The sequence below is a fragment of the Phenylobacterium sp. FG114 genome, from assembly GCF_057809855.1.
On the sequence record NZ_JBMDKU010000001.1, the window covers coordinates 234,168 to 250,977 of the forward strand.

Sequence of the window (16,810 nt, forward strand, 5' to 3'; positions counted from 1 at the left end):
GGCATGGACGACGCGCCGGCCGGGGTTTTCGTGGTCACGCTTCACGCGTGGGAGGCCGGAACGAGGCTGACCGTCCTCGCCTTCGCCAAGGCCGCGGACATGGCGGAGGCCGAGGCGACGGCGGTCCGCGAGACAGTGCGCGACGGTTTCACGCAGCCCGAAGTGCTGCGGACGGCCGAGGTGATCGACGCGGGCGCGATGCCCGAGGACTTCCGCGACGCGCTGGCGGGCGCCCATCGCTATGGCTGCTGGCTGATCGTCTACGACGAGCCCTGACTTGCCGTAGACGGCGAAAGGGCTATTCAGGCGCGTATGCCTGGGAAGCTTGACTGGGACCTTCTGCAGAGCCTGCACGCGGTGCTGGAGGCGGGCAGCTTCTCGGCGGCCGCGCGCCTGCGCCGCCTGACCCAGCCGACCCTGGGCCGCCACATCGACCAGCTCGAGCGCCAGCTCGGCGCGCCGCTGTTCCTGCGCAGCCCGCGGGGCCTGAAGCCCACCGACCTCGCCCTGTCGTTCCGGCCGCACCTGGCCGACATGTCGGCCGCCGCCGAGGCCGCCGGGCGCGACGCCTCCGGCGTGGCCAGCGGCGAGGGTGGGATCGTCCGCGTGGCGGCCAGCGAGGTCATCGGCGTCGAGGTGCTGCCCCAGGTCCTGAGCCGCTTCCGCCAGAAGAACCCGGGCGTGGACGTGGAACTGGCGCTCTCCAACAAGATCGAGGATCTGACCCGCCGCGACGCCGACATCGCCGTGCGGATGCAGCGGCCCACCCAGAACAGCCTGGTGGCGAAGAAGGTGGGCGAGCTGACCATCGCCTTCTACGCCACCGCCGAATATCTCGACCGCAAGGGGACGCCGACGACCTTCGACGAGCTGGTCGAGCACAACCTGATCGGCTACGACCGCGACATTCCCGACCTGGTCAACGACCTGGCGCTGGACCGGCCCATAAGCCGCGACCTGTTCGCCCTGCGCACCGACAGCGACGTGGCCCAGTTCGCAGCCCTGCGCGCCGGCTTCGGCATCGGCGCCTGCCAGATCCAGCTGGGCAAGCGGTTCGGGCTGACGCCGGTCATGCACGACAAGTTCTCGTTCAAGCTGGATATGTGGATCTGCATGCACGAGACCCTGCGCGGCAGCCCGCGCATGCGGCTGATGTTCGACCACCTGGTCCAGGAATTGGGCGCCTACGCCGCGCGGCCAGACTGAGGCATCGTGAGTTTGCGAGGTGTCTCGGTGCTCAGTTCTCGCCCGGCACTGCGCGACGAACAAGCCCAGGCGAGGCGACCTATGAAGGGCGTTCCGCTAGTCGGATGACGCCTGCCGCGAGATGTCAGCTTCCCGCTCCGCTCTCAGCGAGGCCAACTGGGCCAGCAGGTCGCGGGAAACAATCGGCTTCTGAAGCACCCCGTCGAAGACGCCGCGCCAAGGCGGCGGCGAAGCCGACGCTTCCGCCGTGAAGGCGACGATCGGCGTGCCGGCATTCCGTCCCGCCGGGGTGTGCATCAGCTGCGCCGCCGTCGCCCCGTCGATGCCGGGCATGCGGATGTCCATGAGGATCACGTCGAAGGGATGCGATCTCGCCTCCGTGACCCCCTCGGCGCCGCCAGCCGCCTCGGTCACCACGACCCCGAACGGCTCGACCATCTTGCGCACCAAGTCGCGGTTCAATGGCTCGTCATCCACCACGAGCAGCCGCAGCCCATCGAGCCGCCGCATCAGCGTCTCCTGGTCGCCCGAAGACGGCTCCGGCGGAGCGGGTTGGTCGGCGAGGTCGCAAGGAATCTGGACCCAGAAGCAGCTGCCCTCGCCGGCGATGCTCAAGACGCCAATGTCGCCGCCCATCGCCTCGGCGAGGCCCTTGGAGATCGCCAGACCCAGACCCGTGCCGCCGAACCTCCGGGTGGTCGAGACGTCGAGCTGTGAGAAGCGCTGGAACAGCTGATCCAGCTGATCGGCGGGCATGCCGGGACCCGTGTCGGTGACCTCGTACCTGAGCGCGCCCGCGGCGCGATCATAGGCGCATCGAAGGGCGATACTGCCGGCGGAGGTGAACTTGGCGGCATTGCCCACGAGATTGACCAGGATCTGGCGAAGCCGGGTATCGTCGACAAGCACCAGAGCTGGCGCGTCCACAGCCTCGAGGCTGTAGTCCAGCCCCTTCTTTTCCATCGCGGGTTCGAACATCTCGAGCACTTGGCGTCCGAGCGCGAGCGGGTCTGTCGGGCGCGGCTCGATTTCTACCTGGCCGGCCTCCAGTTTCGAGTAGTCGAGGACCTCGTTGATCGTCGAGAGCAGGGCGGTGCTCGCATCGTAGATTCGCTCCAGGTACTTGCCCTGGGTCTCGTCCAAATTGGCGCGGTGCTTGGCGAGCAGTTCGGCGTAGCCGATGATGCTGGTGAGCGGATTCCTGAGTTCGTGGCTCATGTTCGACAGGAAGGCGCTCTTGGCGGCCGTCGCCGCCTCGGCCGTCCTGCGAGCGACCTGCAAGGCGGCGTTCGTCTCCCTGAGAAGCTCCTCCGTCGCCTTCAGGGGGCTCACGTCAGTGACCAAGGCGTAGAAGCCATGGACCACGCCCTGGTCGTCGACGTCGGGAATATATTGCGCCCAAGTGTGCCCGACCTCTCCGGAAGGCTTCCGCAGATCCCGCTCGAAGGTCTGGGGCTTTCCGGCCAGAGCGCCGCGGATGAAGGGCTCGTTCCGACGGAAGAGTTCCTCTCCCATCAGGGATTGGATCCTGAGGCCTACCATCCGTTCGGCAGGGCGGCCGAACCACTCCAGGTATCTGTCGTTGGCAAATCTGCAGGTCAGGTCGCGATCCCAATAGGCGATCATCGCGGGTACGTGGTCGATAATGGTGCGCAGTTCGCGGGCGGCCCGGTCGCGGCCCTCGGCCATCGCTGCGAGATCTTGTTCTCGGCGCCGCTCGTCGGTGACGTCGCGCCAGCTTGCGGCGACACCGCCCTGCGCCAGCGGAAAGATGCGCGTGTCCGTCCAAAGTTTCGTCGTCGGACTCAAGACGCTTAGGTGAAGTGGTTCGCGGCGCTCCATCGCACGTTCAAGCGCCGCTGCGAGCTCGGTGCCCCTCGCCGCCGGGAAACAGTCCCACACGGTGCGCCCGAGCACCTCGGCTCGGCTCCGACCGAAGAACAGCTCCGCCTCGTGATTGAAGAACGTGAAGCGCCAAGCGTCATCCAGCGCGTAGATGGCGTCCCCAATGCTGTCGAGGATCTCGTGGGTAATCAATGCCCGCACCGCAACGGTTGAGAGCAGCATCATCTCCTGCCAGGGCGCGACCTTGACCGAACGCAAGGACGCCGGGCCCACGGGCGACATCCTGCGGCGCCAATCCTTGCAAGCTGCGAGGCGGCTCGCTTCTATCCGCCGATGAGCGATCCCCTGTACGAGGGCGGCTGCCTGTGCGGCCAGGTGCGCTGGCGGGCCACGGCGGCGCCGGCCAACGTCCGCGTCTGTCACTGCCGGCTGTGCCAGCGGGCGACCGGCGGGCCGTTCTTCGCGCGGGCGATCTTCCTGGAGAGCGTGTTGGCGTGGTCGGGCGAGGTGACGCGCTGGTCGACGTCGCCGCGGGTCGATCGCCTGTCGTGCGCGCGCTGCGGGACCCCGATGTTCGCGGAGCCGAAGGACGCGCCGGCGCGCATCGGCGTCTCGCTCGCCACCTTGGACGAACCGGATGCGATCCGGCCGGAGGTGCATATTTGGGTCAGCGCGAAGCTGCCCTGGCTGTCGATCGACGACGGCCTGCCGCGGTTCGCGCAGGGTTTCGTGCCGGGCTAGGGCGACCGAGGATCTGGAGCCCGATTGATCCCCCCCTGCGGGTGAGGTGGGGGATCCGCGCGCCCCGTTCCGAGTGTCGATCGACCCTAGGCGATGGCCGGCGTGACGGCGCCGCGGAGGCGGTCGCGGGCCGCCTGGGTGTGTTCGATCACGCAGTCGAGGAAGGCGCGGACTTCCGGGGCGCCCTTCAGCCGCTCGTGATAGATCAGCCAGATCGGGGTCACGGGTTCGGGCTGGACGAAGCAGCGTTCGAAATCGGCGAGCACGTCGCCGACGACGCAGGGCAGGCTGGCCACGCCGAGGCCCGCCCGCACCGCCACGACCATCTCGTTGGCCGTCGCGCGCTGTTCCAGGCTGCGCGGCGTCGAGATCTCGCCCAGGCGCCGGCCGCTGGCGTCGGGCAGAACAAGCAGCGGGTGGTCGGTCAGATCCTCGACCGTCCGGGGCGCGCCGTTGAAGCGGGCATAGTCGCGGCTGCAATAGACCGCCCAGTGCGCGTCGCCGACGCGACGGCCCATCAGCGACGTATCGGTAGGCATCGGCGCCGCCCGCAGCGCGATGTCGGCCTCGCGCCGGGCGAGGTCCAGCTGCTGCGGACCCATCACCAGGTCGATCCGCACATGCGGGTGGCTTTCGCGGAAGACGCGGATGGCCGGCGCCAGGATCAGGTTGGCCAGCGGCTCGTTGGTGGTGACCTTGAGCGCATCGACGCCGCGGCTCATGGCGGCGGCCAACTCGCCGAACGTCTTGACCTCTTCCTCGACACGGGCGGCGGCGTCGAGCAGCGCGTCCGCGCCCGGCCGCAGGCGATAGCCGTCGCGGCTGCGCTCGAAGAGCGGCGAGCCCAGGTCGGCCTCGAGTTCGGAGATGCGCCGCGCCACCGTCGTCTGGTTCACGCCCATCGCGCGCGCGGCGGCGACCGTACTGCCGGTCCGCGCCACCGCGAGGAAGAAGCGGATGTCATCCCAATCCATGCGACCTCCCGACGTCGTCGCCGCACACTGCATTCCTGCAGCCCAGGTCCGCAACATCGCGGATTTCGGGGCCGGACGCCGCTGCCTAGGTTCGCGCCACCTTCGACAACGGACCTGCCCACATGATCTTCCACTTCTCCATCGACGCCGACGAGCCCCAGCGCGTCGGCGCCGCCATCGCCCGCCTGTGGCGCGGCGAGCTGCTGCCGTTCCCGCCGGTCGGCGACGGCTCGGTCATCGTGATGGCCGGCGACCACCGCAACTCGGCGGTCGAGATCTATCCGCGCGGCGTCGAACTGATGCCGGGAAACGGCGACGCCGATCCGGACGGCCGCATCGCGCCGGTCCCGCAGCAGTATTCGGCGACCCACGTGGCCATCGCCTCTCCGCTGACCCAGGCCGAGGTCATGGCCATCGCGGCCGACGAAGGCTGGACGTGCAAGTACCGTAAGCGCGGCGACGCCTTCGGCGTCATCGAGGTCTGGCTGGAGGACCGGCTGATGATCGAGGTGCTGACGCCCGAGATGCAGGCCGAGTACCTCACGGCCATGACGTCTGGGGGATGGCGCGCCGCGCTGGCCGCCGGCCCGCCGCCGGTCGCGGCCTGAGCCCCGCGCATACGAAAACGGCGGCTGGATCGCTCCAGCCGCCGTTTCCTTGTCTCGTCCCTGGAAGGGGATCAGCCCTCGGTGGTTTCCGGGGCGGCGTCTTCCTTGGGAGCGGCGGCGCTCATCTGGCGCTCGGCGATCCGGGCCGACTTCCCGCGGCGGTCGCGCAGGTAGTACAGCTTGGCGCGGCGCACGACGCCGCGGCGCTTCACCTCGATGGAGTCGATGTTCGGCGACAGGATCGGGAACACGCGTTCCACGCCCTCGCCGAACGAAATCTTGCGGACGGTGAAGTTCTCGTCGACGCCCTGGCCGGCGCGGGCGATGCAGACGCCCTCGTAGGCCTGAACGCGCTCGCGATCGCCTTCCTTGATCTTCACGTTCACGCGGACGGTGTCGCCCGGGCGGAACTCGGGGATCTTGCGCGTCGCCAGCAGGCGGTCGGCTTCTTCCTTGCGAAGGGTCTCGATAATATTGGCAGCCATCGTCTTCGTCCTTACTGGGCTTAGTCGCCCTTTGCCTGTTGATTGGCGGGTCGCCGCGCCCACAAGTCCGGCCGCTGCGCCTGCGTGGTCTCTTCCCGCTTCGCCTGGCGCCACTTGCGGATGTCCGCGTGGTGGCCGGAAAGCAGGACCTCGGGGATGTCGAGCCCTTCGAACGTCCGCGGTCGCGTGTACTGCGGATGCTCGAGGAGGCCGTCCTCGAAGCTTTCTTCACTGAGGCTCTCGGCCTGCCCCAAAACGCCGGGCACCAGCCTTACGCAAGCCTCGATCGCCACCATCGCCGCCGCCTCGCCGCCGGCGAGAACCGCGTCTCCGACGGAGACCTCCTCGAACCCCCGGGCGTCGAGCACCCGCTGGTCCACCCCCTCGAACCGCCCGCACAGGACGATGAGTCCCGGTCCGGCGGCCCACTCACGAACGCGCGCCTGGGTAAGGGGCCGACCCCTGGCGCTCATGTACAAAAGCGGCCGTTCGCGCCGCTCCACGCTGTCCAGCGCAGAGGCGATCACGTCCGCCCGCATCACTTGCCCCGGACCGCCACCCGCGGGGGTGTCGTCGAGGAAGCCGCGCTTATCTGTGGAAAAGGCTCGAATGTCCACTGTTTCCAAGGTCCAGAGCGCGGCTTCTCGCCACGCCGTCCCGATCAGGGAGACGCCCAGCGGCCCCGGAAACGCGTCCGGGAACATGGTCAGGACAGTGCAGTCGAACGACATCGGCGGTGAAAGCGCTGTTCAGCGGCCGCGCGTCAAGCCTCAGAAGAACCGGGCGTAGTAGGTGTAGCGCTGTTCCAGGCGCTCGCCGCGGTCGATGCAGAGCGCGCCCCTGCGACTGATGCAGGGGGTGTCGTCGTACCGGACGCCGGCGGTGAAGCCGTAGGCGCGGGTCCAGTTGAAGTCGATCGCGCCGCGGTCGGTCGGGCGGAAGCGGTAACGCACCCCGTCGCGCTCACCGGAGATCCAGCCGCGCGGATTGGGCCGTCCGCCGATCCGGCCGTCCCGCACCTCGGCGGCGATCGTCTCGTAGACCGGGCGTCGCGCCTCGAAGTTCAGCCGGACGCCGGCCTCGTACAGCGGCGCGAACGCCGGGATCAGGCCGCCGCAGAAGGCCATCAGCACCGAGGGCGCGAGCCAGCCGGTGATCGGCTCCCGCAACATGGTCCAGAAGCTCCAGACCAGCAGGATAGGCGGGGGGAGGACGTAGACGACCGCCACCAGCACCGGGGCGATGGCGGGGGGCGTCACCTCCATAAGGCGCGCCGCGCCCAGCAGGCCCGCCACCACGAGCGCCATCCAGGCCGCGAGGCACGCGGCGAGCGGCGTGCGCCACACCGGCCGGATGTACGGGCTCTCTCCCATTGCGTGTAGATGACGGTGCTCGCCGGACGCGCGCAAGGCGCCTGCGCCTTGCCGATGGACCGCCTGCAGCGTAATCGCCGCCGCATGAGCCAGACCGACGCCCCCGAGACCGAAGGCCAGGACGAGACCCTCGTCGAGACGCTGCAGCTGGAGCGGATCGAGGAGAACCTGTTCCGCGGCACCACGCCCGACAATTCGCCGGGGCGCATCTTCGGCGGCCAGGTTATCGCCCAGTCGCTGCTGGCGGCCTACGAAACGGTCGAGGCGCGCGTCTGCCACTCGCTGCATTGCTATTTCATCCGGCCCGGCGATCCGACCGTGCCGATCGTCTTCGAGGTGGACCGCTCACGCGACGGCGGCAGCTTCACCACGCGGCGCGTGGTGGCCGTCCAGCACGGCAAGCAGATCTTCAACCTGGCCGCCTCGTTCAAGGATCCGGAGGAGGGGTTCAGCCACCAGGCCCCGATGCCCGCGGGCCCGCACTGGCGCGAACTGCCCGACCAGATGGACGTCATGCGCGAGCTGATGAAGGACGCGCCCGCGCAGGCGAAGCGCTGGCTCTCGCGGACGCCTCCCATCGAGATGCGATCCCAGGACGCCCGCACGTACTGGATGGACGGCAAGCCCAAGGAGCCGGTGGCGCAGAACTGGTTCCGCTGCCGCACCCCTATTGGCGACGACGCCCACATGCATCAGGTGATCCTGGCCTATGCGTCGGACATGAACCTGCTGTCGACGGCGATGCGCCCGCACGGGGTGCACTGGCAGACGCCGGGCTTCCAGTCGGCCAGCCTCGACCATGCCATGTGGTTCCACACGCCCAGCGACTTCAATCAGTGGCACCTCTACGTCCACGACAGCCCATCGGCTTCGGACGGGCGGGGCCTGATCCGCGGCCAGATCTTCGCCGAGGACGGGACGCTGGTCGCCTCGGTGGCCCAGGAGGGGCTGCTGCGGATGAAGACCGCCAAGTAGCGCTTCACAGGCCCACGCCCCCGGCGTAAGGCACGCGCCTTCGCAATTGCAGCATCCGGGGACGCCATGACCGGCCAGACGCTCGCCGAAACGCTCAAGCTGGAGCGACTTGAGGTGAACCTGTTCCGCGGCACGACGCCCGACGAGGAGCAGCGCCAGCGGATCTATGGCGGCCAGGTGATCGCCCAGTCGCTGCTGGCGGCCTACGAGACGGTGGAAGAGCGCGTCTGCCACTCGCTGCACTGCTACTTCATCCGGCCCGGCGACCCCTCGATCCCGATCGTCTTCGAGGTGGACCGGTCGCGGGACGGCGGCAGCTTCACCACCCGGCGGGTCATCGCCGTCCAGCACGGGCAGCAGATCTTCAACCTGGCCGCCTCGTTCCAAGTGGCCGAGGACGGCTACGAACATCAGTCGGACATGCCCGACGCGCCGGGATGGGACGCGGTCGAGGACGACGCCGAGGTCCGCCGCCGGTTTCGGGCCGACGCACCGCCCGAGGACCTGGACTGGATCGACCGCGAGCAGCCGATCGAGATGCGGACCGTGGGCGGCCGGTTCGACGTGGCGGCGCCCGAGCCACGTGAGCCCCACCAGCAGGTCTGGTTCCGCGCGCGCCATCCGATCGGCGAAGATCAGCACATGCACCAGGTGATCCTGGCCTACGCCTCGGACATGAGCCTGCTGGGCACGGCGATCCGGCCGCACGGGGTGAGCTGGCGCACGCCCGGCTTCCAGTCGGCCAGCCTGGACCACGCCATGTGGTTCCACCGCGAGACGAACTTCAACGAGTGGCACCTGTACGTGCAGGAGAGCCCGTCGGCGTCGGGCGGCCGCGGCTTCAACCTGGGCTACATCTATCGCGCGTCCGACGGCGCCCTGGTGGCGAGCTGCGCCCAGGAAGGGCTGATGCGGATGCGGAAGCCGAAGGCGAAGGCCTAGCTACTCCACCTCGTCCGGCTTCACGCCCACGACCACGCCATCGGCGATCCGCACCTCGGGGACGGCCTCGCGGGTGAAGGGGAGGTACCAAGTGGCGCCGCCCTCGGCGGGCGCGATCTCAAGCAGGTCGCCAGCGCCGAAGTCCTGGACCGCCTTGATCTGGCCCAGCGGCTCGCCGGCCCTGTCGACGACCGACAGCCCGATCAGGTCCGTGACGTAGAACTCGTCCTCGTCTGGCTCGGGGAGGGCGTCCCTTGGGATGTAGAGCTTGAGGCCGCGCAAGGCCTCGGCCTGCTCGCGGGTCTCGATTTCCTTCGCGCGGGCGACGATCCCGCCCTTGGCGGCGCGCCCGGAGGTCAGCGTGAGTCCGGTCGAGCCGTCCTCACGCTTCAAGTCCCTGTAATCCAACAGCGCCAGCGGCTCGGCCGTGAAGCTGGTGATGCGGACCTCGCCGCGGACCCCGAAGGCGCCCGCGACGCGGCCCACCTGGATGAGATCAGTGCTCACCCAGCCGTACCTTAGGCCTGCTCTTCGCCTTCGGCGGCGGGCGCTTCGGCGGCCGGCTCTTCAGCGGCGGCAGGGGCTTCCTCGGCGGCGGCTTCGGCGGCCGGAGCCTCTTCGGCAGCGGCTTCCGGAGCGGCGGCTTCAGCCGGAGCTTCCTCGGCGACCGGCTCTTCGGCCGGCGGCGGGTTGGCGGCGGCCTCAGCGGCGGCGGCGGCGCGGTCGGCTTCCTTCTGGGCCTTCTCCTCGGCGCGCTCGGTGGCCTTCTTGCCCGGCTTGCCCTTGTTCGGGTTGTTGCCGGCTTCCCACTTCACCAGGTCCAGCTTGCCGAGCTCGCGGGCGACGCGGTCGGTCGGCTGGGCGCCCTTGGCCATCCATTCCTGGATGCGCTCAACCTTCAGGACGACGCGGTTCGGGTCATCCTTCTTCAGCAGCGGGTTGTAGGATCCAACCTTCTCGATGAAGCGGCCGTCGCGGGGCGAGTGGCTGTCGGCGACGACGATCGAGTAGTAGGGGCGCTTCTTGGCGCCGCCACGGGCGAGACGAATCTTCAGCATGGTCTAAGTCCTTGGTCTTTCAGTCTATTTCTTGAAGGGATTGAAGCCCGGCGGCAGGCCGCCGCCGAGGCCGGGAAGTTTCGGGAGGCCGCCGGGCATCTGCTTGAGCTTGGCGGCCATCTCTTCGAGCTGCTCGGGCGTGGGCTGCTGCCCGCCGCCGGCCATCTTGGCCAGGGCGCCCATGTCCATGTTGCCGCCGCCCAGCATCTTGGCCATCTGGCCGAAGCCCTTGCCGCCGTTCTTGCTGAGGGACTTGAAGGCGTCGGCCATCTGGCGGTGCTGTTTCAGCAGCCGGTTCACCTCGGCCACGTCGACGCCCGAACCGGCGGCGATGCGGCGCTTGCGCGAGGCGGCCAGGATGTCGGGCTTCTTGCGCTCGGCCTTGGTCATCGAGGAGATGATCGCCATCTGGCGGTCGAAGGTCTTGTCGGTCAGACCGCTCTCGCTGATCTGCTTCTTCATCTTCGCCACGCCGGGCAGCAGGCCCATCATACCTTCCATCCCGCCCATGCGCTTCATCTGGGCGAGTTGGTCGGCCATCATGTCGAGGTCGAACTGGCCCTTGGCGAGCTTCTTGGCCGTGGCTTCCGCCTTGGCCATGTCCAGTTCCTGCGCGGCCTTCTCGACCAGCGCGACGACGTCGCCGCGACCCAGGATGCGGCCGGCCACGCGGCCCGCGTCAAAGGCGTCCAGGCCGTCGATCTTCTCCGAGACGCCCAGGAACTTGATCGGCAGGCCGGTGACGGCGCGCATCGAGAGCGCGGCGCCGCCGCGGCCGTCGCCGTCGGCGCGGGTCAGCACCAGGCCGGTCAGCGGCAGGCGTTCGTGGAAGGCCTTGGCGGTGCGCACCGCGTCCTGACCGGTCAGGGCGTCGGCGACCAGCAGGGTCTCGGACGGCGACGAGATCTTCGCGATCTCGGCCGCCTCGCTCATCATCGCCTCGTCGATCGTCGTGCGGCCGGCGGTGTCGAGGATGAGGACGTCGAAGCCCTGCAGCTTGGCGGCCTGCATGGCGCGCCGGGCGATATCGGGGGCCGACTGGCCGGCCACGATCGGCAGGAAGTTGGCGCCGGCCTGCTCGGCCAGCATGCCGAGCTGTTCCATGGCGGCCGGGCGGCGGGTGTCGAGCGAGGCCAGCAGGACCTTCTTGCGCTCGCGGATCAGGCGCAGCGCCAGCTTGCCGGCGGTGGTGGTCTTGCCCGAGCCCTGCAGGCCGGCCATCAGGATCACGGTCGGCGGGTTCAGCGAGAGGTTCAGGCCCTCGGCCTCGCCCTCGCCGCCCAGCATCTCGACCAGGCCGTCATAGGTGATCTTCACCACCTGATCGGCCGGCTTCACGGCGCGGATCACCGCCTCGCCGGTGGCGCGTTCCTTGGCCTTGGCGATGAAGTCGCGGACGACCGGCAGGGCGACGTCGGCCTCGAGCAGGGCCACGCGCACCTCGCGCATCGCCTCGTCGATGTCCTTCTCAGACAGCACGCCACGACCGGAAAGCCGGTCGAAAACCCCTGTCAGCCGATCTGTAAGCGCGTCGAACATTCAATCACCTATGGCCCAAACGCGGTCGACCCCCGTGGACGATTGCGTCGACGGGGGGCCTCGCCGCTCTCGTCCCATATAGGATGGGGGTCGTAGCGGTGGAGGGCGCTGACCAAGGTTGGCGCCGGAAGGGCGCGCTTATGCGCCTGTGGAGAACTCAGGTCAAGGAAGGGGCGTCGCGGCGGGCCGGCGCGGCAACGTCGCACCCGCCACAAGCAAGGCGACGCCGGTAACGCCCCGCCCGTGAGAACCGCCAAGGCGTGTTGGGCCTCTCCCACGGCGCTGCCGCGCCTGGGAGAGGAGACGTCAATCTTCCCCCCGCGCCGCGAGGTTCGTCACGCGGTCGCCGGAGATCGAGACCAGGGCGACGTCGAGGCTGATGACGATCTCGTTCTCCGCCCGGTGGCTGATCCGAATTTCGCCGGAGCCGAGGGCGACCGCTTCGAAGGTGACGTCGATGCGGCCGCCAGGGGCCACGCGCGCGGCCTGAGCCCACGGCTCTATGACCACGAGGGCTTCGTCGGGACGCTCGTTCACGTAGGACAGGCGGGGCATGGCGGTCTCCGGCAGGCGTCCAGTTGCCGCCGACCCGAACCCGCGATCAAGTGCGATCCATGTCCGAAAGCCGCCAGCGATTATCGGCGAACGCCACTATCTTCACGCCATGACCCAATACGCCCTCTTCGAAACCGCCATCGGCCACGCCGGCATCGCCTGGGGCGATCACGGCCTGGTCGGCGTCCACCTGCCCGAGGCCGACCCCGAGGCAGCGCGCCGCTCGTTCCTGCGCCGCTTCCCCGAGGCCTCCGAGGCTCCGGTCCCGGCCGAGTTCGGCAAGACGGTCGAGGACATCCGCGCCCTGATGCGCGGCGAGAAGCCCGACCTGCTGGACACGCCCATCGACCTGTCCCGCACGCCGGAGTTCCACGCCAAGGTCTACGAGATCGCCCGCGCCATTCCGCCCGGCGAGACCCTGACCTATGGCGAGATCGCGGTGAAGTTGGGCGATAAGCTGCTGGCCCGCGACGTCGGCCAAGCGCTGGGCAAGAACCCCTGGCCCATCGTGGTGCCCTGTCACCGGATCACCGCGGCCGGCGGCAAGCCCGGCGGCTTCTCCGCCCGCGGCGGGGTGAACACCAAACTGAAGCTGCTGGGGATCGAGGGCGCGAAGGCGGCGGCCCAGGCCGACCTGTTCGCGCTCTAGCTGGCCGGCCCGCCGCGCACGCCGGCATGACGCGCCGCGGCGGCGGCGACGTCGCTGGCCTGCCCCTTCAGCGGTCCACGCAGGAAGGCGTCGAGGATGTCGGCGGTTGTGCGCACCGTGTCGGCCGCGCCGCGCGGGCCGCCGATCACCTGGTGCGCGGCCCAGGCGCCCGGGGGGCTCAGCATGAAGTCCGCGTCCGTGAAGCTGAGGTGGGCGGCGCCGTCGAGGGCGTAGCGCCAGCCGCTGGCGGGGACGCGCGCCATCACCGCCTGCGTCGCCTCGGCATAGGGCCTCATCGCGGACGTCCGCTCGCTTTCGAGCAGCAGGAGCGGCCCCTGGAAAGCCTCGCCCCGCACGTCACCATAGAGCATGCCGTCGATGTCGGCCGCCGCCCGCACGCGGGCATCCTGGCCCGCGATCAGGACCGCGGTGGCCCCGCCGAAGGAATGGCCGGCGACGGCCACCCGGGTCGGATCGAGGCGCCCCGCCAGGACCGGGCCCAGGGCGTTGGGACGGCCGAGCTGGTCCAGGACGAAGCCGACGTCTGCGGCGCGGACCAGAACCTGCCGCTGCATGTAGGCGACGCGATCCCCCTCGCGGTCGCCCGAGTTGAGGGTGAAGCCCACGATCCGCCCGTCCGCGAGCTGGGTCACCGCCGCCTCGTGCGGATGGTCGACGGCGAGGACGACATAGCCCCGACTGGCGAGATCGGTGAGAAGCGCCGTGTAGACGCCTCGGGTCGCGCCGTGGCCATGAGAAAAGACCAGGACCGGCCAGGCCCTGCGGTCGGCGGACACCGGCGCCCCGGCGGCGGCGAAAATCCGAGTTTCGCCGAAGCGCCGGAAGACGAAGCGAGGAACGCCCATGATGCTTGGCGGCAGGCGGCCGAGCCCGTCCAGGTACGGAATGGCGGCGGCTCCTGCACGCGCGGCGCCCGGGACTGAGGGGTACCAGGCCTGCACGACGACGGCGCGACGGTCGGTCGGGTCGTCGGTCGCGGCTTCGAGGCGCGCCGGGTCGGTCCAGCGCAGTATCTCGGAGCCCACCGCGTAGGGGCCGCTGGGCCTGGGCAGCACGGGCGCGGGCAGCACTGCCCAGCACGCCGCGGCGACCGCCATCAAGGCCGCGAGGCCGGTGGCGCCGAGAATGCGCACCGCCCAGCCTGGCCGCGCCTGAACCGGCAGTGCGGTGGCCGCCAGCAGGGCGTAGCCCGCCACGAACTGCCAGGTGAAGCCGTGCAGCGCGTACTGCGCGCCGGCCAACAGGACGAGCGCCGCGCAGGCGAATGCGCGCGCGCCGCGGCCCAGGCGCGGCGCGCACAGGCGCCATGCGGCCACCGCCAGCAGGCCCGCCAGCAGCGCAGCGTCGATCCGGGTCATGTCTCTTCGCCCTCCGCCGGCCACGTTCGCGCATCGCCATGCAGCTGTCGCGTGGATTGCGTGGCGAACCCGTGCGGCGGCGACGCGGCCTCTAGGCGGCGTCGACGGCGCCCGCTAACACCGGGACATGAGCATCGGCGTGTTCGATTCCGGGGTCGGCGGCCTCACCGTGCACCACCGGCTGGTGGAGCGGTTCCCGCAGGCCGACTTCATCTACCTGGCCGACCAAGCCAACGCCCCCTATGGCGGGCGGCCTGGCGAGGAGATCGTCGAACTGACCAAGGCCGGCTGCATCCGGTTGTTCGAGGAAGGCTGCGACGTCGTGGTCCTGGCCTGCAACACCGCCGCGAGCGTGGCCCTGCGCCGGCTGCAGCAGACTTGGCTGCCCGGCTACCGGCGCGAGCTGGGCCGGCCGGTGAACATCCTGGGCATCGTGGTGCCGACCATCGAGGCGGCCACCGGCCTGCCCTGGGAGCACGAGGCCCAGTGGCGCGAGGAGAAGGCCGAGAAGCTGGAGATCCTGGGCGTGTTCTCGACGCCCGCGACCACGAAGAGCCGGGTCTATGAGATCGAGATCGACAAGCGCCGGCAGGACGTGGCCGTCTTCTCCGAGCCCTGCCCTGAACTGGCCCGGATGATCGAGACCAATGCGCCACGCGACGAACTGGCGGCCACGATCCAGGGCCATGTGAAGGCGCTGGCGACCCGCATCGGCCGCCATCCCGACCGGGCGATCCTCGGCTGCACGCACTACGAGATCGTGGCCGACCTGTTCCAGGCCGCGCTGCCGCCCGGAACGCCGCTGATCCGTCAGCCCGACGCGACGGCCGATGCGCTGGAGCGCTATTTCGCCCGCCATACCGAGTTCCAGCCGGGAACGACCGCCGTTCGTCGCTTTCTGACCACCGGTCAGCCCGGCCAGCAGAACAGTCTGGTTGAGACCTTCTGGGGAGGACCGCTAAGCTTCGAACCGGCCTGACTTCGGGGGAGAAGCATGCGGTCCATGATCCTGGCGGCGCTCGCCGCCGTGGCGTTCGTTTCGGACGCAAGCGCCGAGGTCGTCGACAAGGGCGCCTACGGCTTTCGGCTGAAGTTCGTGCAGCAGGTCGCCGCGCCGCCCGACAAGGTCTTCCGGGCGCTGGGCGAGATCGGCCAGTGGTGGGACGGCGCCCACAGCTACTCCGGCAAGGCCTCGAACATGACGATGCCCCTGAAGGCGACGGACTGCTTCTGCGAGACCCTGCCGGGCGGTGGAAGCGTGCGTCATGGCGTCGTGGAACTGGTGATCCCGAACCAGCTGGTCCGGGTGGATGCGGCTCTGGGTCCGCTGCAGGATGAAGGGGTCTCGGCCGCGCTGGCCTTCAACCTCAAGGCCAAGGATGGCGGAACCGAGCTCACCACGACGTACAACGTCGGCGGGGCGCGGGACTTCATCGTCTCCATCGCGCCCGCCGTGGACGGGGTCATCGGCGGCGCGGTGAAGCGGCTGAAGAGCTACGTGGAGACCGGCAAGCCCTGAACGCGCGCGGCGGCGCTGAGCGCCTCGTCCAGGCGGGCGCCTTCGCGGTAGGGCGCGAGGTCGGGCGTCGGTGGGCCGCCCGATCCCATGCTGGGTTCGGGCAGGGCCGCGCCGATCCGCGTCTCGACCGGGAACACGCCACACCACGCCGGCCAGCCCTCATCCGCGGGTAGGTCGCCGGGGCCGTCGTTGCGCGCCTTCGCCGAAGCTTCCTCGATCTCCATCTCGACCAGAGTGATCCGGCGGAGTTCGTCGTCGGTGGTGGGCCGCAGCTTGAGCGGCCGGCCCGCGTAGAGCCGGTCGATGAACGCGTCCATGGCGGCGCGGACATCGCCGAGGTCGCGAATCAGCCGCGCGCGGCCGAAGGCCATCACCGAGCGGTAGTTCAGCGAATGCATGATGCCCGAGCGGCCGACGATGAAGCCGTCCAGAAAGCTCACGGTGACGCAGACCGGCGCGCCCTCGGCGACAGTGGCCAACATCCGACTGGCCGCCGCGCCATGCCAGTAGAGCTTGCGGCCCTCGCGCCAATAGGCCGTGGGCGTCACAAAGGGCTGGCCGTCGATGACATAGCCCACGTGCGCCATCACCCCGGCGTCCAGCACCGAATAGACCGCGGCCTCATCGTAGCGCGCCCGCTGGGGCCGGCGGCGCACGCGCGAGCGGTCGGTGGGCGTGAAGGCGGCGGCTCCGTCGTCCGGCGGGCTCATGACGTGGCCTGCGCGGGGTTGGGCGCGGGTCCCGCCGGTGGGGGCGTGACGGGGACCCGCGCCACGACCGGCGGCGGCTCTGGGAGCAGCCGGACCACCGGCGAGGGCATGAGGATCGCAGGGAGCGCCGTCGCCACGACGGCCACCGCTACGGCGTAGGCCAGGGTGCTGACGGCGAGGCGGCGCAGCGTGTCGATCGTCGGATGGAACGGGGTGTCGGGCATGGCCGCCTCCTTTCTGAGATTGGCGAGC

At 69.8% G+C, this 16,810-nt stretch carries 21 protein-coding genes; 9 read left to right on the forward strand and 12 right to left on the reverse strand.

All coding sequences use genetic code 11. The annotated features are described in order from the left end of the window. Positions 1-3 precede the first annotated feature (3 nt). Together ACODSY_RS01200 and ACODSY_RS01205 are read left to right on the forward strand one after the other, a co-directional pair. Positions 4-276, forward strand: coding sequence for a hypothetical protein (locus tag ACODSY_RS01200; protein ID WP_488949799.1), 273 nt, complete (start codon positions 4-6; stop codon positions 274-276). Positions 277-312: 36 nt separating this feature from the next. Continuing rightward, positions 313-1,206 carry a LysR family transcriptional regulator gene (locus ACODSY_RS01205; RefSeq protein WP_488949800.1) on the forward strand — a complete coding sequence of 298 codons (894 nt, stop codon included), beginning with the start codon at positions 313-315 and terminating at the stop codon, positions 1,204-1,206. 96 nt (positions 1,207-1,302) lie between these two features. On the opposite strand, the gene ACODSY_RS01210 is transcribed toward ACODSY_RS01205, so the two are convergent. Beyond that, entirely contained in the window at positions 1,303-3,333 is a 2,031-nt protein-coding gene (locus tag ACODSY_RS01210) for a PAS domain-containing hybrid sensor histidine kinase/response regulator (protein ID WP_488949801.1), read from the reverse strand. A 51-nt stretch (positions 3,334-3,384) separates the two neighbouring features. On the opposite strand from ACODSY_RS01210, the gene ACODSY_RS01215 reads away from it, so the two are divergent. Then, a complete protein-coding gene (locus ACODSY_RS01215) occupies positions 3,385-3,792 on the forward strand; it encodes a GFA family protein (protein WP_488949802.1) in 408 nt (135 codons plus the stop codon). Between the two features lie 86 nt (positions 3,793-3,878). On the opposite strand, the gene ACODSY_RS01220 is transcribed toward ACODSY_RS01215, so the two are convergent. Next, positions 3,879-4,766, reverse strand: coding sequence for a LysR family transcriptional regulator (locus ACODSY_RS01220; protein ID WP_488949803.1), 888 nt, complete (start codon positions 4,764-4,766; stop codon positions 3,879-3,881). 122 nt (positions 4,767-4,888) lie between these two features. On the opposite strand from ACODSY_RS01220, the gene ACODSY_RS01225 reads away from it, so the two are divergent. Next, the gene (locus tag ACODSY_RS01225; RefSeq protein ID WP_488949804.1) at positions 4,889-5,374 is read left to right on the forward strand and encodes a hypothetical protein; all 486 of its coding nucleotides are present in this window, start codon (positions 4,889-4,891) and stop codon (positions 5,372-5,374) included. Between the two features lie 71 nt (positions 5,375-5,445). Here ACODSY_RS01225 and rplS read toward each other — a convergent pair whose 3' ends face one another. The 3 genes from rplS to ACODSY_RS01240 are packed head-to-tail and all read right to left on the reverse strand — an operon-like array spanning position 5,446 to position 7,232. Next, on the reverse strand, positions 5,446-5,859 hold the full coding sequence (gene rplS, locus ACODSY_RS01230) for a 50S ribosomal protein L19 (protein WP_488949805.1): 414 nt from the start codon (positions 5,857-5,859) through the stop codon (positions 5,446-5,448). A gap of 20 nt (positions 5,860-5,879) precedes the next feature. Further along, positions 5,880-6,590: a tRNA (guanosine(37)-N1)-methyltransferase TrmD gene (gene trmD / locus ACODSY_RS01235; protein WP_488949806.1), complete on the reverse strand. Its 711-nt coding sequence runs from the start codon at positions 6,588-6,590 to the stop codon at positions 5,880-5,882. Between the two features lie 39 nt (positions 6,591-6,629). After that, complete coding sequence (locus tag ACODSY_RS01240) at positions 6,630-7,232, reverse strand: hypothetical protein (RefSeq protein ID WP_488949807.1); 603 nt, start codon at positions 7,230-7,232, stop codon at positions 6,630-6,632. A gap of 84 nt (positions 7,233-7,316) precedes the next feature. Between ACODSY_RS01240 and ACODSY_RS01245 the strand changes: the two genes are divergently transcribed. Together ACODSY_RS01245 and ACODSY_RS01250 are read left to right on the forward strand one after the other, a co-directional pair. Then, a complete protein-coding gene (locus ACODSY_RS01245; RefSeq protein WP_488950149.1) occupies positions 7,317-8,207 on the forward strand; it encodes an acyl-CoA thioesterase in 891 nt (296 codons plus the stop codon). Positions 8,208-8,273: 66 nt separating this feature from the next. Continuing rightward, complete coding sequence (locus tag ACODSY_RS01250) at positions 8,274-9,149, forward strand: acyl-CoA thioesterase (RefSeq protein ID WP_488949808.1); 876 nt, start codon at positions 8,274-8,276, stop codon at positions 9,147-9,149. On the opposite strand, the gene rimM is transcribed toward ACODSY_RS01250, so the two are convergent. The 4 genes from rimM to ACODSY_RS01270 form a co-directional block, all read right to left on the reverse strand. Continuing rightward, entirely contained in the window at positions 9,150-9,656 is a 507-nt protein-coding gene (gene rimM / locus ACODSY_RS01255; protein WP_488949809.1) for a ribosome maturation factor RimM, read from the reverse strand. A gap of 11 nt (positions 9,657-9,667) precedes the next feature. Continuing rightward, positions 9,668-10,207: a 30S ribosomal protein S16 gene (gene rpsP / locus ACODSY_RS01260; protein WP_488949810.1), complete on the reverse strand. Its 540-nt coding sequence runs from the start codon at positions 10,205-10,207 to the stop codon at positions 9,668-9,670. 24 nt (positions 10,208-10,231) lie between these two features. Continuing rightward, positions 10,232-11,746 carry a signal recognition particle protein gene (gene ffh, locus ACODSY_RS01265; protein WP_488949811.1) on the reverse strand — a complete coding sequence of 505 codons (1,515 nt, stop codon included), beginning with the start codon at positions 11,744-11,746 and terminating at the stop codon, positions 10,232-10,234. Between the two features lie 306 nt (positions 11,747-12,052). Next, positions 12,053-12,301 (reverse strand): hypothetical protein, encoded by a 249-nt coding sequence (locus ACODSY_RS01270; RefSeq protein WP_488949812.1) that lies wholly within the window; start codon positions 12,299-12,301, stop codon positions 12,053-12,055. A 109-nt stretch (positions 12,302-12,410) separates the two neighbouring features. On the opposite strand from ACODSY_RS01270, the gene ACODSY_RS01275 reads away from it, so the two are divergent. Next, complete coding sequence (locus ACODSY_RS01275) at positions 12,411-12,950, forward strand: methylated-DNA--[protein]-cysteine S-methyltransferase (protein ID WP_488949813.1); 540 nt, start codon at positions 12,411-12,413, stop codon at positions 12,948-12,950. Here the strand turns inward: ACODSY_RS01275 and ACODSY_RS01280 are convergent. Continuing rightward, positions 12,947-14,329, reverse strand: a complete 1,383-nt coding sequence (locus tag ACODSY_RS01280) for an alpha/beta hydrolase family protein (protein ID WP_488949814.1) — start codon at positions 14,327-14,329, stop codon at positions 12,947-12,949. The genes ACODSY_RS01275 and ACODSY_RS01280 overlap by 4 nt on opposite strands. A gap of 127 nt (positions 14,330-14,456) precedes the next feature. Between ACODSY_RS01280 and ACODSY_RS01285 the strand changes: the two genes are divergently transcribed. Beyond that, positions 14,457-15,308, forward strand: a complete 852-nt coding sequence (locus ACODSY_RS01285) for a glutamate racemase (RefSeq protein WP_488949815.1) — start codon at positions 14,457-14,459, stop codon at positions 15,306-15,308. Between the two features lie 15 nt (positions 15,309-15,323). After that, positions 15,324-15,848, forward strand: coding sequence for an SRPBCC family protein (locus ACODSY_RS01290; RefSeq protein ID WP_488949816.1), 525 nt, complete (start codon positions 15,324-15,326; stop codon positions 15,846-15,848). Here ACODSY_RS01290 and ACODSY_RS01295 read toward each other — a convergent pair. Then, complete coding sequence (locus tag ACODSY_RS01295) at positions 15,824-16,558, reverse strand: pyridoxamine 5'-phosphate oxidase family protein (protein WP_488949817.1); 735 nt, start codon at positions 16,556-16,558, stop codon at positions 15,824-15,826. The genes ACODSY_RS01290 and ACODSY_RS01295 overlap by 25 nt on opposite strands. Then, a complete protein-coding gene (locus ACODSY_RS01300; protein ID WP_488949818.1) occupies positions 16,555-16,782 on the reverse strand; it encodes a hypothetical protein in 228 nt (75 codons plus the stop codon). Before ACODSY_RS01300 ends, ACODSY_RS01295 begins: the two co-directional genes overlap by 4 nt. Positions 16,783-16,810: the final 28 nt, after the last annotated feature.

Excerpts from the sequence above, each read along its gene's own strand:
- trmD (WP_488949806.1), bottom strand. The coding sequence starts at position 6,590 with ATGTCGTTCGACTGCACTGTCCTGACCATGTTCCCGGACGCGTTTCCG.
- ACODSY_RS01275 (WP_488949813.1), top strand. The coding sequence starts at position 12,411 with ATGACCCAATACGCCCTCTTCGAAACCGCCATCGGCCACGCCGGCATC.
- ACODSY_RS01220 (WP_488949803.1), bottom strand. The coding sequence starts at position 4,766 with ATGGATTGGGATGACATCCGCTTCTTCCTCGCGGTGGCGCGGACCGGC.
- ACODSY_RS01300 (WP_488949818.1), bottom strand. The coding sequence starts at position 16,782 with ATGCCCGACACCCCGTTCCATCCGACGATCGACACGCTGCGCCGCCTC.
- ACODSY_RS01245 (WP_488950149.1), top strand. The coding sequence starts at position 7,317 with ATGAGCCAGACCGACGCCCCCGAGACCGAAGGCCAGGACGAGACCCTC.
- ffh (WP_488949811.1), bottom strand. The coding sequence starts at position 11,746 with ATGTTCGACGCGCTTACAGATCGGCTGACAGGGGTTTTCGACCGGCTT.
- ACODSY_RS01200 (WP_488949799.1), top strand. The coding sequence starts at position 4 with ATGGACGACGCGCCGGCCGGGGTTTTCGTGGTCACGCTTCACGCGTGG.
- rplS (WP_488949805.1), bottom strand. The coding sequence starts at position 5,859 with ATGGCTGCCAATATTATCGAGACCCTTCGCAAGGAAGAAGCCGACCGC.
- ACODSY_RS01205 (WP_488949800.1), top strand. The coding sequence starts at position 313 with ATGCCTGGGAAGCTTGACTGGGACCTTCTGCAGAGCCTGCACGCGGTG.
- ACODSY_RS01270 (WP_488949812.1), bottom strand. The coding sequence starts at position 12,301 with ATGCCCCGCCTGTCCTACGTGAACGAGCGTCCCGACGAAGCCCTCGTG.
- rpsP (WP_488949810.1), bottom strand. The coding sequence starts at position 10,207 with ATGCTGAAGATTCGTCTCGCCCGTGGCGGCGCCAAGAAGCGCCCCTAC.
- ACODSY_RS01210 (WP_488949801.1), bottom strand. The coding sequence starts at position 3,333 with ATGTCGCCCGTGGGCCCGGCGTCCTTGCGTTCGGTCAAGGTCGCGCCC.
- ACODSY_RS01295 (WP_488949817.1), bottom strand. The coding sequence starts at position 16,558 with ATGAGCCCGCCGGACGACGGAGCCGCCGCCTTCACGCCCACCGACCGC.
- ACODSY_RS01290 (WP_488949816.1), top strand. The coding sequence starts at position 15,324 with ATGCGGTCCATGATCCTGGCGGCGCTCGCCGCCGTGGCGTTCGTTTCG.
- ACODSY_RS01285 (WP_488949815.1), top strand. The coding sequence starts at position 14,457 with ATGAGCATCGGCGTGTTCGATTCCGGGGTCGGCGGCCTCACCGTGCAC.
- ACODSY_RS01250 (WP_488949808.1), top strand. The coding sequence starts at position 8,274 with ATGACCGGCCAGACGCTCGCCGAAACGCTCAAGCTGGAGCGACTTGAG.
- ACODSY_RS01240 (WP_488949807.1), bottom strand. The coding sequence starts at position 7,232 with ATGGGAGAGAGCCCGTACATCCGGCCGGTGTGGCGCACGCCGCTCGCC.
- ACODSY_RS01225 (WP_488949804.1), top strand. The coding sequence starts at position 4,889 with ATGATCTTCCACTTCTCCATCGACGCCGACGAGCCCCAGCGCGTCGGC.
- ACODSY_RS01280 (WP_488949814.1), bottom strand. The coding sequence starts at position 14,329 with ATGACCCGGATCGACGCTGCGCTGCTGGCGGGCCTGCTGGCGGTGGCC.
- ACODSY_RS01215 (WP_488949802.1), top strand. The coding sequence starts at position 3,385 with ATGAGCGATCCCCTGTACGAGGGCGGCTGCCTGTGCGGCCAGGTGCGC.